The organism is Rhodococcus sp. (in: high G+C Gram-positive bacteria) (assembly GCF_049299235.1).
Taxonomy (GTDB): Bacteria; Actinomycetota; Actinomycetes; order Mycobacteriales; family Mycobacteriaceae; genus Rhodococcus.
This window is the reverse complement of the sequence record NZ_JBAQXC010000069.1, coordinates 1-15,739: the sequence shown is the minus strand read 5'-3', so window position 1 is coordinate 15,739 and position 15,739 is coordinate 1. Positions and strand designations below refer to the sequence as shown.

Annotated in this window: 16 protein-coding genes and 2 pseudogenes; 11 read left to right on the top strand and 7 right to left on the bottom strand. The window is 65.1% G+C overall.

The genetic code is table 11. The annotated features are described in order from the left end of the window. Positions 1-244: 244 nt before the first annotated feature. Positions 245-1,528, top strand: coding sequence for an aspartate aminotransferase family protein (locus WAX14_RS03680; RefSeq protein ID WP_422626738.1), 1,284 nt, complete (start codon positions 245-247; stop codon positions 1,526-1,528). Positions 1,529-1,554: 26 nt separating this feature from the next. Here the strand turns inward: WAX14_RS03680 and WAX14_RS03675 are convergent, their stop codons facing one another. Beyond that, entirely contained in the window at positions 1,555-1,818 is a 264-nt protein-coding gene (locus tag WAX14_RS03675; RefSeq protein WP_422626737.1) for a hypothetical protein, read from the bottom strand. A gap of 87 nt (positions 1,819-1,905) precedes the next feature. Between WAX14_RS03675 and WAX14_RS03670 the strand changes: the two genes are divergently transcribed. Next, positions 1,906-2,595 (top strand): hypothetical protein, encoded by a 690-nt coding sequence (locus WAX14_RS03670; protein WP_422626736.1) that lies wholly within the window; start codon positions 1,906-1,908, stop codon positions 2,593-2,595. Between the two features lie 95 nt (positions 2,596-2,690). Here the strand turns inward: WAX14_RS03670 and WAX14_RS03665 are convergent. Beyond that, a pseudogene (locus WAX14_RS03665) lies at positions 2,691-2,894 on the bottom strand (PhzF family phenazine biosynthesis protein); the annotation flags it as partial. Positions 2,895-2,943: 49 nt separating this feature from the next. Here WAX14_RS03665 and WAX14_RS03660 point away from each other — a divergent pair. Further along, entirely contained in the window at positions 2,944-3,864 is a 921-nt protein-coding gene (locus WAX14_RS03660; protein WP_422626735.1) for a hydrogen peroxide-inducible genes activator, read from the top strand. Positions 3,865-3,878: 14 nt separating this feature from the next. On the opposite strand, the gene WAX14_RS03655 is transcribed toward WAX14_RS03660, so the two are convergent. Together WAX14_RS03655 and WAX14_RS03650 are read right to left on the bottom strand one after the other, a co-directional pair. Then, the gene (locus WAX14_RS03655) at positions 3,879-4,427 is read right to left on the bottom strand and encodes a twin-arginine translocation pathway signal (protein ID WP_422626734.1); all 549 of its coding nucleotides are present in this window, start codon (positions 4,425-4,427) and stop codon (positions 3,879-3,881) included. Next, complete coding sequence (locus tag WAX14_RS03650) at positions 4,424-5,158, bottom strand: hypothetical protein (RefSeq protein WP_422626733.1); 735 nt, start codon at positions 5,156-5,158, stop codon at positions 4,424-4,426. The genes WAX14_RS03655 and WAX14_RS03650 overlap by 4 nt, the downstream gene beginning before the upstream one ends. A gap of 653 nt (positions 5,159-5,811) precedes the next feature. Between WAX14_RS03650 and WAX14_RS03645 the strand changes: the two are divergent. Together WAX14_RS03645 and WAX14_RS03640 are read left to right on the top strand one after the other, a co-directional pair. After that, positions 5,812-6,188 (top strand): annotated as a pseudogene (locus WAX14_RS03645) (aminoglycoside phosphotransferase); the annotation flags it as partial. Positions 6,189-6,690: 502 nt separating this feature from the next. Then, positions 6,691-7,269 carry a hypothetical protein gene (locus tag WAX14_RS03640; protein ID WP_422626732.1) on the top strand — a complete coding sequence of 193 codons (579 nt, stop codon included), beginning with the start codon at positions 6,691-6,693 and terminating at the stop codon, positions 7,267-7,269. Positions 7,270-7,447: 178 nt separating this feature from the next. Here the strand turns inward: WAX14_RS03640 and WAX14_RS03635 are convergent, their stop codons facing one another. From WAX14_RS03635 to WAX14_RS03625, 3 genes are read right to left on the bottom strand one after another with little or no spacing between them, the layout of a single operon-like run. Next, positions 7,448-8,818 (bottom strand): cytochrome P450, encoded by a 1,371-nt coding sequence (locus tag WAX14_RS03635; RefSeq protein ID WP_422626731.1) that lies wholly within the window; start codon positions 8,816-8,818, stop codon positions 7,448-7,450. Positions 8,819-8,873: 55 nt separating this feature from the next. Further along, positions 8,874-9,065, bottom strand: coding sequence for a ferredoxin (locus tag WAX14_RS03630; RefSeq protein WP_422626730.1), 192 nt, complete (start codon positions 9,063-9,065; stop codon positions 8,874-8,876). 47 nt (positions 9,066-9,112) lie between these two features. After that, positions 9,113-9,973, bottom strand: coding sequence for a mycofactocin-coupled SDR family oxidoreductase (locus WAX14_RS03625; protein ID WP_422626729.1), 861 nt, complete (start codon positions 9,971-9,973; stop codon positions 9,113-9,115). A 667-nt stretch (positions 9,974-10,640) separates the two neighbouring features. On the opposite strand from WAX14_RS03625, the gene WAX14_RS03620 reads away from it, so the two are divergent. From WAX14_RS03620 to WAX14_RS03595, 6 genes are all read left to right on the top strand, one after another. Continuing rightward, on the top strand, positions 10,641-11,477 hold the full coding sequence (locus WAX14_RS03620; RefSeq protein WP_422626728.1) for an SDR family NAD(P)-dependent oxidoreductase: 837 nt from the start codon (positions 10,641-10,643) through the stop codon (positions 11,475-11,477). 193 nt (positions 11,478-11,670) lie between these two features. Continuing rightward, positions 11,671-12,318: a TetR/AcrR family transcriptional regulator gene (locus WAX14_RS03615; RefSeq protein WP_422626727.1), complete on the top strand. Its 648-nt coding sequence runs from the start codon at positions 11,671-11,673 to the stop codon at positions 12,316-12,318. A gap of 43 nt (positions 12,319-12,361) precedes the next feature. Continuing rightward, positions 12,362-12,556, top strand: a complete 195-nt coding sequence (locus tag WAX14_RS03610; RefSeq protein WP_422626726.1) for a ferredoxin — start codon at positions 12,362-12,364, stop codon at positions 12,554-12,556. Positions 12,557-12,581: 25 nt separating this feature from the next. Continuing rightward, positions 12,582-13,823, top strand: coding sequence for a cytochrome P450 (locus WAX14_RS03605; RefSeq protein ID WP_422626725.1), 1,242 nt, complete (start codon positions 12,582-12,584; stop codon positions 13,821-13,823). 132 nt (positions 13,824-13,955) lie between these two features. Then, entirely contained in the window at positions 13,956-15,125 is a 1,170-nt protein-coding gene (locus tag WAX14_RS03600) for an amidohydrolase family protein (protein ID WP_422626724.1), read from the top strand. A gap of 41 nt (positions 15,126-15,166) precedes the next feature. Next, the coding region (locus WAX14_RS03595) for a CoA transferase (RefSeq protein WP_422626723.1) at positions 15,167-15,739 on the top strand (573 nt) is incomplete at its 3' end.

Here is a 15,739-nt window from a genome sequence, read left to right as displayed (position 1 = left end):
GGCGCAGGCGGGCTCGGTCGATCTCGGCGGCGACCGTGGTGAGCGCATCGGCGCCGCGGGCGCGGTCGAGCGAGCGGCGGAGTCGCTGTTCGTCGCGGAGCGATACCTCGGCGAGGGCCGCCTTCAGGTCGCGGCGGTTCGGGGCGGGAGAGATGGACATGCTGTTGAGACAGCCTAGCGAAGTCGCGGTGCCGGCTGCTGGTGCACTCCGGTCGGGCGTGTGTTCGTGGCGGATGTGCGCCGGATGCGATGCCGGCGCATACGATGGCCGGCAGACATCGTCGGTCGTGGACAGGAGTGGATCGTGGGCGCGTTGTGGCACGGGTTTGCCGACATGGGTGTGATCGAACGAGACGGAGCGTTCGTCGTCGCCCGTGGCGAGGGCGCCTACATCTGGGACGCGGCAGGAACGCGCTACCTGGATTCGACCGCCGGTCTGTGGTTTGCGAACATCGGGCACGGCCGTACCGAGATCGGTGAAGCCGTCGCCGCGCAACTGGCGAAGGTCGCGCACTACTCGAACTTCGGCGATCTTGCGCTCGAGCCGACGGTGGAACTCGCCGAGCGGCTCGCCGCGATCGCACCGGTGCCGGACAGCAAGATCTTCTTCACCTCGGGTGGTTCGGATTCGATCGACACCGCCGCGAAGCTCGCCCGCCGCTACTGGCAGGAGGTGGGCCGACCCACCAAGACGCTGCTGATCGGACGGCAGAAGGCCTACCACGGCATGCACGTCGGCGGCACGTCGCTGGCCGGCATCCCCGTCAACGGCGAGGGTTACGGACAGTTGTGGGACGACACCGCGACGGTGCCGTGGGACGACGCGAAGGCTCTGCTCGAACTCATCGAACGGGTCGGCGCCGACACGATCGCCGCGTTCTTCGCCGAGCCGATCATCGGTGCCGGCGGGGTGTACCTGCCGCCGGACGGGTATCTCTCCGAGATCCGCGACATCTGCCGCGACCATGACATCCTGTTCGTCGTCGACGAGGTCGTCACCGGATTCGGCCGTATCGGAGGATCCTGGTTCGCATCGTCGCGGTTCGATTTGCAGCCCGACATCATGACCACTGCGAAGGGCCTGACCTCCGGCTACCTGCCGATGGGCGCGGTATTCGTTGCGCCCCGCGTGGCCGAGCCGTTCTTCGCCGGTGGGGTGTGGTGGCGCCACGGCTACACCTATGGGGGACACGCCGGGTCGGCTGCGGCGGCACTGGCGAACCTCGACATCCTCGAAAGCGAACGTCTGCTCGACGAATCTGCGCGTCTCGAGGCGACGCTGCATGCGAAACTTGCACCGCTCGCCGACCATCCCCGCGTCGCGGAGATCCGCAGTGGTCTCGGTGCCGTTGCCGCGGTCCAGCTGGCGGACCCGGCCGAAGCGCCGGGATTCGTGAAGAAGCTACGCGCGCACGGTATTTCCGGTCGCGCGGCGGGGCAGGGTGCACTGCAGATTTCGCCGTCGTTCGTCATGACCGACGACCAGGTCCAGGACCTCGCCGACGGATTTGCCGCCGCACTCGGCTGAATCGTCAGGCGCTGGGTGCGGTGTCGTCAGGTGCGGGGGCGCAGGCGACGCAGTGCCCGGCGCAACCGGGTGACCGGTGTCGTCGGGATTGCGGTCAGGGGAACCGTGCCCGAACCGTCGTGTGTCGCGGTTGCTTGCGCGTACCGCGCGTGCAACACCGAGCGCACCTCGTCGGGGGTGTACCCCCGTCGCTTGCGTTCCGCGCGCACCGCGACCGCTCCGGTGGCCGCGACACCGACCACGCCGGCCAGTCCGACCAGTTTCCACCACTGTCTGCCCCGAAGTGCCATGTCTCGACCCTATCCGGGTGACGGGTCCCTGCGTCCGGCCGGACCGGTCGATGGGTCCCTCCACCCGGGCATGGAAGGCTGTCGGGCATGGAGCACAGCACGGAACGGTCCCGGATCACGCTCGATGAGGCGGTGTCGATCACCCGAACCGGCGACCTGTGGATCTTCCGGGGAAGCAGCGGAGCCGACCGGGCGATCCAAACGTTGACCAACGCGCCGGTCAACCACGTCGGGATGGCGGTCGTGCTCGACGACCTGCCGCCGCTGATGTGGCATGCAGAACTGGGAAAAAGCTTGCCGGACATGTGGACCGGGCGACACCAGCGCGGAGTGCAACTACACGATCTGCGTCGGGCGGTGCAGGTGTGGAGTGTCCGATACGGGCAGCGGGGCTGGCTCCGCCAGATCGGGACGTCGGTCAGTTCACAGCAGGAGGATCAGTTGCTGCGCTCGATCGCCCGGCTCGACGGCACGCCGTTCCCGTCGACGGCGAAACTGACCGGCCGCTGGTTCGCAGGCCGACTGCCTCGTCGCCGCACGACGCCGGACGTGAGCATCGAAAGCGCGTATTGCGCCGAGGTGGTTGCGGTGACGATGGAGGAGATGGGGCTGCTCGAACAACGGCGACGTGGCAGCAACTGGTACGACCCTGGCCGGTTCTGGAGTGGCGATCGCCTTCCGCTGGCGCCCGGAGTCGAGTTCGGCGGGGAGATCGAAGTAGTCCTCGGCGCCGAGGACCTGGCGGCCGGACGGGAATCAGTCGTCGAGGGTGTGTGATGCCACGCCTTCGCCTCGGCACCGGTCGCTTCGTCCTCGGGAATACCGAACGCCGGCGCGAACATCCGGGCGCGGGCGTGTGTCTCATCGGCTGCGGGAAGTTCGACGAAGACGGTCTCGCTGTATCCGAGTGCGGCGGCGATCCGCTGACGATCGGTCGGGTCCACTTCGTGGCCGAGCACGACTCCGAGCGGATTGCCGTGTTCTCCGCGATCGTCGGTGAAGACCCGGACGACATCGACGTGGAGTGTCGTGCGGCCTACGGTAGCGCGCCCCGTGCGGTAGGCCGTTCGGACCAGGAAAAGGTGCCGAAAGGCTATCCGGATTGGTTTGCTTATACTTATAGGCGTGTCCGATCAGCAATATCAGCCGACCCTGTCTCAGCTGCGTGCCTTCGTCGCGGTTGCCACGTACCGCCATTTCGGTACCGCGGCCGCGCGCCTGAACGTGAGCCAGCCGACCCTCTCGCAGGGACTTGCTTCCCTCGAAGCCGGCCTCGGTGTTCAGCTGATCGAACGCAGTACGCGTCGAGTCCTGGTGACCCCCGATGGCGCACGGCTGCTCAACCAGGCCAAGTCCATCGTCGAGGCCGCCGACGGGTTCGTCGCCGCAGCGGCAGGCGTCACCGATCCGCTGACCGGCCCGCTGCGTCTCGGTCTGATTCCCACGGTGGCGCCGTACGTGCTGCCGACCCTCCTGCCCGAGTTGCGGAACCGCATGCCGTCGCTGTCGTTACATGTCATCGAGGATCAGACAGCCCGGTTGCTCGAGTCGCTGCGCGCCGGGACCCTCGACGCAGCGGTGCTCGCGCTGCCGGCCGGAGTGCCCGGTGTGATCGAGATTCCGCTCTACGCCGAGGACTTCGTACTCGTCGTGCCTCCGGGGCATTCGCTCGCTGGACGCGACGACGTTCCGCTGACGACACTCGACGAACTACCGCTGCTCCTGCTCGACGAGGGGCACTGCCTCCGGGACCAAACCCTCGATCTGTGCCGCTCCGTCGATGCGCACCCGCTCTCGGGCGACACCCGAGCCACGTCGCTCGCCACGGTCGTGCGATGTGTCGCCGGCGGTCTGGGCGTCACGCTGATCCCGGCGTCGTCGGTGGCGGTCGAATGCGCCGGTGGCGACCTCGAGGTCGCCTCGTTCACCGAACCGGCCCCCGGTCGCACGATCGGCCTCGTGTTCCGTTCGACGAGTGGACGTGCCGACGACTATTGTGCGCTCGCCGACGTGCTGCAGGAGGTGGCGCCGGAAGGTGCTCGTTAGCGGAAGCTGCCGGATCAGACCGGATCGAACGCCGAAATCAGCCACCGACCGTCGACGTGGGACAGTGACACCAGCACGCTGCTCGACGTCGCGGTCGGGTCCGGCTTGTCGGCGCTCGTCGTCGTCTGATTGATATAGACCAGTACGGTAGCGGCGTCCTCCCGCAGGTCCGACACCGCCGCTCGCACAACCGAGGCAGTGGTGTCCACCGACTTCTCCCGTGCGGCAGGTACGACGACCTGATCGGTGAATTCCGTGTAGTAGGCGAGGAAGTCACCGGTCAGATGCGATGTGGCAGCCGCAATATCCTCGTCGATCGTGTCGGGAGAGTACGAGAGCAGTGCCGTCGATCCGCTGGTGGCAGCGTCGAGTACCGCGTGTGCCACGTCGTCATCGGTACGGAGGTCGACCCGGTACAGGCCGAAGTACAACCCGGATGCCACCGCAACGGAAACGACGGCCAGCAGCGGCAGCAGCATCCGCGCGGATATCAGCCGACGCGGGGCGGTCGCGGGCGCCGTATCGTCGGCGTCCGCCGGGAACGTCTCGGATTCTTTCGTCACGGCACGAACTCCACTTTCGACATCTTCGCCTGTTCACCGTCACGAGTGACGGTGACGCTGAGCCGCCACACCCGCGGCTCCTGATCGGCACCGGCAGTATTGGTCACTGTCGACGTCGCGGCGACCAACACGACCGCGGAATCGTCGGTCATCGACTCCACCGCAGACGCGTCGATCGTGCCTTCGGTAGCGACGTTCGATTGCTCGATGACAGCGACGAAGTCCTGCGACCGATTCTGGAACTCGTCACGGAACTCGCCGGTCGAATTGTCGAGGACCCGCTGTACGTCCGCGTCCGCATCGGTGAAATCGAGGGTCGTCAGCGTGACGACGCCCTGTCGTGCCGCGGCCTCGAACTCCGCCGCACGGAGTTCTCGATCATGGGACTCGACGGAACGCCAGGTCATATACGCGCATGCCGCGACGGCGACGCAGATCAGGGCGAGAGCGGCCACGGTCGCGGTGGGCATCCGAATCCGGGCCGCCCGACTCGCCGATTCGGTACCGGCGCTCGGCGACTCCACCTCGGATTCCGAATCCAGATGTTCGATGATGCCGGGTGCGGTGTTGTCCACGCGCTCGGTGAGATCGTCTGCGCCCGCGTTCCGCGCCTGCAGTCGAAGGCGTGCGGCGCGCGCACGGGCGTCGGCGGCGAGAGCTTCGGCTTCGGCTTCCTCCGCGGCGAGTAGCAAGGATCGGGTGTCGATCGGCGACGGTGCGCGATCCGGCATGGGCACCTCCTTGGTTTGCGCACCGAGCGAGCATCGACTCGGCGCGGGTGCTCCGCCCGTACACTTCCGTATCGACGGGTCGGCGTCAATGTTCGGTCCGTGAGTTCCGACTTGTCGAATCCCGCGCGACCGGCCAAATCTTCCGCAACGCAGGGGAAATCGATTTCCTTCTGTGGCGCGTCACAGTCGGAAATGTCGCACCGATCGATCTGCGGGGCAGGTGAAACGCACGTAGACACGTCACATGAAACACAGTGGTCATCAATAAGTTCCATCGACAGAAGCGCATTCGACTCGAGGGCGATGGTCGGCACGCGGAGTGGTTGCGAATGCTGGTGCATGCCAGTGCGTTCTCCTTCAGGAGTGTGTTCCATGTGTTGCGACGCAGAACTTTACGGTTCGTTGGCGAAAGTTCGGGGTACCGCGGGGCGGGCTCGGCCTCTGCTCTGGCGTTGAAAGACGTTGAAAGTAACACTGCTGTAGTTCTATTCGCTATTTGCACCGGGTCACCGTCGTGGATGTGTGACGAGCCTGTCTCTGCCCGAGTGCTGTTCGTCGAACTCTGGAACGGCCGTGGAATGTCGAAACGATACCCCGGCGTGTCTACCGGACTGTCGGTGCCGAACGAATGGAGCGATATCGATCCGGAATGGATGACCGTTGCGTTGGCGCAACGGTATCCGGAGATCCGTGTCGGGCAGGTGGATGTCGAGCTTCGCGCCGACGGGACGAACCGCCGTGCCCGGCTCGCGTCGAGCTATCTCGAGGGTGGGGGCCCGGCCACGCTTCCGCGCAGCCCGCGATCCGGCACACGAGGAACTCATCCGTGCGACTCCGTGCGACGAGCGGTCTGTTTCACGAGCTGAGGCTCTTCACCGTATCCCTGCCGCTCGACCACCCGGCTGTCTCTGCGGCCGTGATCGACGAAGCCGACGACGACTTCGTCCTGGTGATGGAGGACGTGGTGGCCCGCGGCGCCGACCCGAGGGGCGGGACGCGGCCGCTGACCATCGAGCAGGTGGAACGGGGGCCGGCGATGCTCGGCGCGGGCGATCTGTGGCAGCGGCCGGACATCGCCTTTGCGCTTGCCGAGCGCTATTCGGCGGCCTATGCCGATCTGGAGACGTGCGCCGCGCTCGATGCTTTCGACGGCTGAGGTCTCCGCGTAAAACATTGTTGTAGGCGGCGGTTCGCTCCCGGCCGTCGCAGGAGCGCCGGCCGGCGGGGCCACCAGGGCTGTCGACCGCGGGTGTGATGGGGAATCGACCCTGGAACAAATGAGACTCTTGTCACACAACTCGAACCAACCTACTGTGTGTTTACTAGGTTCTCGGTTCGCAGGGGGTTTTCCGTGACACACCGTTGTCGCGCGACGCGCACTCGGATGCATGCGCTGACGATGGCAGGTGGGGAACGCAGCTCGAACGAACCCGGGACGCCGAATCCGACTCAGCGCACTGCACTGGCAGACCCATGCGGGACCGTTTGATTGCTAAGGCAATTCGGTCTCATCAGGCAGAAAGGAATGCTCCATGACAACTCGGCAGTTGGACACGGCGGACGGGAAGGACGCAGGTTCGTCCGCGGATCCCGACGCCTTCGACCCGCGATACCGCCTGGATGTCGTCGCACTGAACACGGCGGATGTCGTCCGTTACGCAGGCGGCTGGTTGTTCGATCGCGTCATGGCCGGATGGAGCGTCACGGTGTTCGTTCAGGATGCCGCCGATCCACGCCCGCTGCGAATCCTGGGGGTGGACACGGGCGATCTGGAATCGGTCCTCGAGACCCGCCGCCACGGGACGTATCCGCACACCGTCGCGGTCGAGTCCGACCTGTACAGCTCCGATATGCGAATCCGGAACGGAGTCCACGCCGCGCTGGGCCACCAGCCTACTGAAGTGACACTGTGGGGCGATCGAATTCCGGCCGAACTCGACAGCGATCTGCGGAATGTGCAGCACCGCCTGAGTCTGGCTGCCCGAGCATTCAAAGCCCACGCACTCGCCGCAGCAGGGGCGCCGGAAACTGGGGTGGCCGCCACGGAAACCTTCTGTACCGGCCGGCTGTCGCAGCCTCGGGTGCGATCCGACCTACTTCCCGCGGGGTGATTCGCTGCCCGCATCGCCCCGATCACCTTCACTGCCCCGATCACCTTCACTGCAGGGTGATCGGGGCGATGGTGCCGGGATGCTCTCGAGCGTGATCGGAGACACCGAGACCTCCGGTTGAGCGCACGTGCCCGACCGCGTCGATCAAGAGCGTGCGCTCAGCCCCGAAGGCGAATCACTACAGATTCCCGATCTGTGCCGCGTCGCGGCGGACCGTCACCGGCGCCGCGAGGGCTTGCTCGTCGCACAGACTCTGGAGCTTGTCGAGCGTTTCGTCCAGTCCGGGGCCGAGCCGCTTTCCCGGCGTGAAGGTAGCCGGCAGATTACGCATACCCTGGATGACGCCGATCGTCTCGTAGTGGACGGTGCCGGCCGGATCACACCGATAGTCGGGCATGCGGTCGAAGACCGCGGTGACCATCGACTTGAACACTGTGCGTGCCACGTTCGATCCGATACATCGATGTATTCCGAGTCCGAAACTGAAGTGACGATTCGCCTTGCGGTCCATGATGATTCGGTTCGGTTCGGGGAACAGTGAGGGATCGCGGTTCGCCATCGCCCAGGACAGCCACAGGCGTTCGCCTTCCTTGAACTCGGTGCCTCCTGCCTCGAAATCCGCGGCGATCGTGCGTCCGTCGCCGGGCGCGGGCGTGAAGTAGCGAAGGAATTCCTCGGTCGCGGAGTCGAGCAGAGTGTCACGCTCGCGGCTGAGCTCGTCGCGCTGTTCGGGGTTCTCGGAGAGCCATTCGAGGGCGTGCGCGGTCAGTGCCGTCGTAGTGTCGAAACCGCCACCGATGATCAGCCCGAGCATTCCCAGCAGTTCGAGGTCCGGGGCGGGTTCGCCGTCGATGCGCAGATCGATGAGCGCGTTGACCAGACCCGGTCGCGGATTCTGGCGGATCTCGTGCATGTTGGTGAGCAGGTCCAGTCCCATCGCACGGTGCATCTCGGCGACGCGTACGGCGTCGGGCGAGTTCTCCGGGGTGTACACCGACGCGTGAACGGGTTCACTATAGATCGACCACTGCTTCAGCGGGATTCCGAGCATCGCCAGGGTCAGGACCGCGGGCACCACATTGGCCAGGTCGTCGACGAAGTCGATGCGGCCTTGCTCGATCTTCTCGTCGAGGCTCGCGCGGACGACCTCGTCGATGAACGGCTTCCACCGCTGGACCGCGGCCGGCGACAGGTAGGGATTGAGCGCCTGCCGGTAGTCCCGGTGTTCCGGATCGTCCATCTCGAGGATGCCGCCACGCACGAGCGACGCGCGCCGGGCCGTCGGTATCGAGATGCCCTTGTAGCCTTTGCGTTCGTTGTTGATGTCGTGGTCGTTCGAAATGTGCGGGCACCGGGCCAGTTCGAAGACCGCGGAGCTGCTGCTCGCAACCCAGTGGCCTTCGTAGGTGTCGGTCCACGCGACCGGGCAGGCTTCGTGCATCTCCTCGGTGATCGACTCGAATCGATGTCGATATTCGGGTGTGTGGCGGTCGAAATGGATGCGGTTCTTCTTGCGGTCCTCGTCTGTCACGATGTTGTCGGTGGTCACGGAGTGGTTCTCCTCGGTTCGTTGCGGTGTACGGTGCATGTCGTTTCGGGCGTGGTCAGGAAAGGGACACGGCTTGTTCGGGGCACGATCGCGCCGCCTCCCGTACGTGTTCTTCCAGTTCGGCCGGGACCTTGTCGAAAACCGCAGACGCGTGACCGTCGATCTCGCTCAGTTCGAATGCGTCCGGAGCGCTCATCGCGCAGAGCGTATGCCCCTGGCACCGTTGCGAATTGACTTGCACCTTCATCGCCTGGCTCCTTCGTGTTGTCGTGAGTCCGTCCACCGCCGGGAAGATCAGACGTGGTAGTCGTACCACTTGAGGTAGCCGCCGCCGTCCACCCGCAGTTGCACACCGGTGACGTAGCGAGCTTCGTCGGAGACGAGGTAGAGGATCGCGTTGCTGATGTCCTCGGGCTCGACGTACGGGATGCGCATAGCCTGCTGTACACCGAACGCGGGCTCGGCGTCCGCGCGGGTCGGGTTCGCGAGATCGGGGCGGAAGGAACGGTACATCGGTTCGCTCTGCAGCATCGCGGTGTTGCAGTTCGTCGGGTGGACGATGTTGGCCCGGATACCGCGGGGTGCGAGGTGCGTGGCCAGATCGTAGACGTAGTTGGTCAGTGCCCGCTTGGAATGGACATAGGCCATGCCACCCAGGTCGCTACCCGGATTGTCGATCTTCGACGTGTCCATGAGGGCTGCGGTCGAGCCGGTGGCGACGATGGAGGCACCGTCTCCGAGGTGTGGCAGTGATACCTGGATGGCGTTGATCGTGCCGATCAGATTGGTGTCGATGACATCGCACCAGGCCTGGATCTGCGGCTCGCCCTTCATGCCGGCGACGCCGGCCTGGGCAATCACGATGTCGAGTTTCCCGAACTCGGCGACGCCGGAGTCGACCGCCGTCCGCAACTGTGCGACGTCGCGAACATCGGCCTGCGCCGTGACGATTCGTCGTCCGGTCTTCTCGACCAGCCGCGCCGTTTCCTCGGGATCCTCCGGGCGGGACATTGCGTACCCGATCGTCGAGATGTCCTCGCACAGGTCGACCGCGATGATGTCCGCGCCCTCCTCGGCCAGACGCACTGCGTGACTCCTGCCTTGCCCGCGTGCGGCGCCGGTGACAAATGCGACCTTGCCTTGAACTCGTCCCACGATGCTTCCCTCCTGTGTGTTGTCTCTCGCGCCGGCGGCCGTGGCTCCGGTCGGAATCGGAGGGTTCTCCGCGGCTGTCGGTCGCGTGTCTCGAGATCCTCGGGGCAGGTGTCCGCCGCGTGGTCGGTGAGGGGAGTTGTGTGGGTTCTACCCCCGCGAATCGTCCATTCCCCAGACCGGAAAGATTGTTCTATGTGGCGAGAATCATACTCTGCGCGGGTGGCTCGGGCAAGGATCCGGACATTTGACCCTCCGGGAAATATTGGCGGAGAATGGATATGGCCGATCGCAAGTTCGTTTGCGTAGCAAAGTCCGTCCCGTCGACGCTGTGGTCGCCCGAAGGGCGCGATTTCGAGATCTGCATGCCGCAATCCCGGCGACATTCTCCTTCTCGAGAATATGATTTCCAGTACGCTCGCGATCGAAGCGGGTGGAACTCTCCGTTCCGGCGCCGACGCACGCCGGCGGTGCCCGCGCTGTGGTCTTGACGACGCGGGGTAGGCCGAGACGGTCGAAGCCTGTCGCCGAACCGGCGCAGCGTCCATGAGGTGCACACCGATTCCGGTGCGCGCGAGGTGGGCATCCGGGGAAGATCCGGCAAACGACGGACCACCCGAGGTGAACGTGTGCCACGGGCCGGTCCCCGAATCGAAAGGAATTTGAATCGATGGTCAACGAACTGTCCGGCAAGGTCGCCGTCGTCACCGGTGGGGCATCGGGGATCGGCCGCGCGATCGTCGAGCGGTACATCGCCGAGGGTGCTCGGGTGGTCGTCGCGGACGTGGAACGTGAGCACGCAGAGAATCTGGTGCGATCCTGTGGTCCGATGTCGGTGTTCCGGTACACCGACGTCGGGGACGTCGACCAGGTCGCGGCTATGGTCGACTTCGCGGTCGAATCCTTCGGTGGACTCGATGTCATGTGCAACAACGCCGGCATTCCGGGAAAGATGCACAAGAGCTTCCTCCAGGACGATCTCGCCGACTTCGGCAAGGTCATGGCCGTGAACCTGCTCGGTGTCATGGCGGGCACTCGGTACGCGGCTGCGTACATGGCCGACCACGGCGGCGGGTCGATCGTCAACATGTCCTCGATCGGCGGTGTCCAAGCAGGTGGGGGTGTGATGACCTACCGGGCGTCGAAGGCCGCGATCATCCAGTTCACGAAGTCGGCGGCGATCGAACTGGAGCAGTACGACATCCGTGTCAACTGCATTGCGCCGGGCAGCATTCCTACGGCCCTGCTCGCCACGTCGATGACAGCGATGGCCGACGAGCGCAGCGATCGTCTCACGCGTGCGGTCCGCGCATCGATGCAGACGGACCGGCCGCTCGAGCGGGACGGAACCCCGGAGGACGTCGCGGAAGCCGCGTTGTACTTCGCGGGGGATCGGGCGCGCTATCTCACCGGGACGGTACTGCCTGTCGACGGTGGAACGACGGCCGGAAAACCGTTGCGCAGGAAGAGTGCTCCTGTCGAGTCCGCAGGTGCGCCGATGTCCTGAGCGGGGACGCAAGGGGGCCGGGTCGCGCAGGTCGACAATTTAAAGCAACTGATTGACTTAACTGCAATCGTGGGATTAACTGTGATGGGGATCATGGGGGGTGGGATCGGGGACTGCCCCGATCGGAACGTCTCCGCCCGGACAAAAGACCGATGTCTCGCGGGTTGGGTGGGGCGAATAAGGAGCGGACGCGATGACTACCGCGAATCGAACGGCTCGAGCCGATCGTGTCAGCGCGACTCGGGGGGCGATACTCGCTGCTGCCGAGCGGTTGTTCGCCGAGCGGGGCATCGCGTCCGTCTCCAACCGGCAGGTCAGTGAAGAAGCCGGACAGGGCAACAACGCTGCGGTCGGATACCACTTCGGAACCAAGGTCGACCTGGTCCGGGCCATTGTGCGCAAACACAACGCACACGTCGAACGACTCTGTCAGCAGATGGTTGCGCAGGTCGGCGACTCCACCGATGTCCGGGACTGGGTGACCTGCCTGGTGCGTCCGCTGACCGAGTACCTCGATTCGCTCGGAAATCCTACCTGGTACGCACGATTCAGTGCGCAGCTCATGCCGGATCCCGCTTTCCGTGAGGTGATTTCGGGGGAATCGCTGGTTTCCTCGTCGCTGCTGACCATCATTGCGGGGCTGGAACGGTCGTTGGGGGACCTGCCGGCGAATGTTCGCCGAGAACGCTTCGCAATGGCCCGACTGCTCATCGTGCACACGAGCGCCCAGCTCGAGCGCACGCTCGCGGACGGCGGTACCGGATCGGACTGGACCGCGACGGGCGCCAGCCTGATCGACGCCATTACAGGGCTGTTGCTGGCACCCGCCACGGCCGGTTGACCGCCGCTCAGCGACCACTCACGTACCCACGAAAGAGGACGCCATGAAGGTCCATGTGGACCAGGACAGATGCATCGCCGCCGGGCAGTGCGTCGCGCACGCCGACGAGGTGTTCGACCAGCGAGAGGACGACGGCATCGTGGTGCTTCTCGACGGCAACCCCTCGGACGACCTGGAAGACGGTGTTCGCGAGGCCGCGTCGATGTGCCCCGCACTGGCTATCAGTATCGAGGAATAACCCGAAGCTCATTGCGAGGAGCATTATGTCCGACACGCTTGCAGGACCCGAAAACATCACTACCTCAGGCATTCCCGAATATCCGATGGACCGAGCCGCGGAATGCCCGTTCGCTCCGCCGAAACAGGTGCGGGACATGGGCGCACAGCGCCCGCTCAGCCGGGTGCGCATCTGGGACGGCAGCACACCGTGGCTGGTCACCGGCTATGCCGAACTCAAGGAGTTGATGTCCGACCCGCGAGTCAGCGTCGACGACCGCAAACCGGGCTTCCCGCACTGGAACGAGGGCATGCTCTCGACGGTGCACAAGCGCCCGCGCTCGGTGTTCACGTCCGACGGAGAGGAACACACGCGGTTCCGACGGATGCTCACCAAGCCGTTCACCCTCAAGCGGGTCGACGCGTTGCGTCCGGCGGTCCAACGGATCACCGACGAGCACATCGACGCGATTCTCGCCGGTCCGCAGCCCGCGGACCTCGTCGAGACCCTCGCGCTTCCGGTTCCGTCCCTGGTCATCAGCGAGATGCTCGGCGTGCCCTACGAGGACCACGAGTTCTTCCAGTCGCACGCGACGATCGGCGTCGACCGGTACGCGACCGCCGAGCAGGCCGCCGAAGGTCGGACCGGCCTGGCGAAATATCTGATCAAGCTGATCGAATCGAAAATCGACGAACCCGCCGAGGACGTCGTATCCGAACTGGGCGAACGCGTCCGGACCGGTGAGATCAGCATGAGGGAAGCCGCGCAGCTCGGCACCGGCCTACTCATCGCCGGCCACGAGACCAGCGCCAACATGATTGCACTCGGGACGCTGGCACTGCTGTGCAACCCCGAGCAGCTCGCCGTCGTCCGCGACACCGACGACAAGAAAGTCCTGGCCAACGCGGTCGAGGAACTGCTGCGCTACCTGAGCATCATTCAGAACGGTCAACGCCGCGTCGCAGTCGAGGATATCGACATCGCCGGCGAGACCATCCGAGCGGGTGAGGGCATCATCGTCGATCTCGCACCGGCCAACTGGGACGCCAAGGCATTTCCCGAGCCGGACAAGTTGGACGTTCACCGGCCGGCTCGGCTCCACGTCGGGTTCGGGTTCGGGCCGCACCAGTGCGTCGGACAACAACTCGCGCGGGTGGAACTGCAGATCGTCTACAGCACATTGCTCCGACGAATTCCGACTCTGCGCCTGGCGATTCCGTTCGACGAGGTCGAGTTCAAACACGACCGCCTCGCGTTCGGTGTGTACGCGCTGCCCGTCGTGTGGTGATCGCGGGACGGACGAGACAGCTCGAACACGTTGTAATGCAGCACTTCCGAATCTAGTGCAGGATGAGACGGACATCGTGTCGATGTCGCGTCGGACATGTGTGAATCACTCGATCCGATCTGGAGAGTCAAGATGCCGGTTCCGAACTCGACATCGTCGCTGTATCCGCCCGGGGGATTCGGTCCCCCGAAGGACCGGCGCGGTCACGCCGCGGGCTGGCTGGGGTTGCCCACGGGTACGAAGGTTTTCTCGGCCGACAACCACATTTCGCTCGCGGCCGACATCTTCTTCGAGCGATTTCCGGAAGAACTGAAGGACCGTGCGCCCCGCGTCTGGTACGAGGAGGGCGCATACCAGCTCGGGCGGAAGGGCAAGTCCTTCCTGCCCGGCGACTTCAGTCACGTGCTTATGCAGTACGACCCGCTGGAAGGGTCGGGCACTGCGAACCTCGATGCTCGAATCCGGGAACTCGCAGACGACGGAATCGACGTCGAGCTCGCATTTCCCAACGCATTGCTTGCCCTGCTGTTCTACCCGGACAAGGAGATTCGCGAACGCTGCTTCCGGGTGTACAACGAGTACATCGCGGAACTGCAGGAGAATTCGAACGGCCGGTTCTACGGTGTCGGGTTGATCAACTGGTGGGATGCGGACGGTGCCCGGCGCACACTCGCGGAGTTGAAGTCACTCGGCCTGACGACGTTCCTGCTCCCACTCTCTGCGGGCAAGGACAACGACGGCAACCAGATCGACTACGGCAGCACGGCGATGATCCCGGTCTGGGACGAGATCGAGGCATCCGGGGTCCCGCTCTCGCACCACATCGGCGAAGCGCCGCTCTCGAGTCCGTGCGAGGTCAACAGCGTTGCGGTCGGCATGATGCACAACGTCGCGCCGTTCCGGGAGATGTTTGCCAAGTACATCTTCAGTGGAATCATCGACCGGCATCCGGGGCTGCGGATCGGCTGGTTCGAGGGTGGGATCAACTGGGTTCCGTCCGCCATCCAGGATGCCGAACATCTGCTCGCGTCGTTCCGGCACATGCTCGACCGGCCCGTCGAACACGACATCCGGTACTACTGGGACGAACACATGTGGGCTTCGTTCATGGTGGATCCGCTGGGATTGTCGATGGCGAACGAGATCGGGATCGGGAAGATCATGTGGTCGTCCGACTACCCCCACAACGAAAGCACGTTCGGCTATTCGGAAAAGTCCATCGCAGCAGTCGTCGACGCGGTCGGTCCGGATGCGGCGGCCCGCATCGTCAGCGGCAATGTGATCAATTTCCTCGGGCTGTAGGAGCTCCGCCGGTGGTCCGCGTGACCGGAACAGGAGGTTGTGTGGGCAGGAGCGATTCAGCCGGGGCCGAATCGGCGCCGCTGAGTGGATACGTCGTGGTGGAGTTGTCGACGGGCATCGCCGGTGCGTACTGCGCGAAGATGCTGGTCGATGCAGGTGCCGAGGTGGTGAAGGTCGAGCCACCCGGCGGCGATCCGCTGCGAGCCTGGAGTGCGTCCGGAGCCACAATCGAATCTGGCAGTGACGGAGCGCTGTTCGCATTCCTGGCAGGGGGCAAGCGAAGCGTCATCACTGATCCGGACGTACCTGCGGATCTCGATGCAGTACATGCCCTGCTCGACACCGCGCACGCGGTGGTGTGGTCGCGCGGATCGGCGGTCGCCGAACATCCGTCGCTGCATCCGGAGCAGATTCGGATCACCTATCCGCATCTGACCGTCACGGCGATCACCCCGTTCGGCCTCGACGGGCCGTGGCGAGACCGGCCGGCGACCGAATTCACGGTCCAGGCGTGGTCGGGCGGGATCATCGGGCTCGGTCGCGGCGACCCCGACCGGGCGCCGGTCCACGTCGGCGGCCGGATCGGGGAATGGCTGACCGGTGCGGCCGCGGCC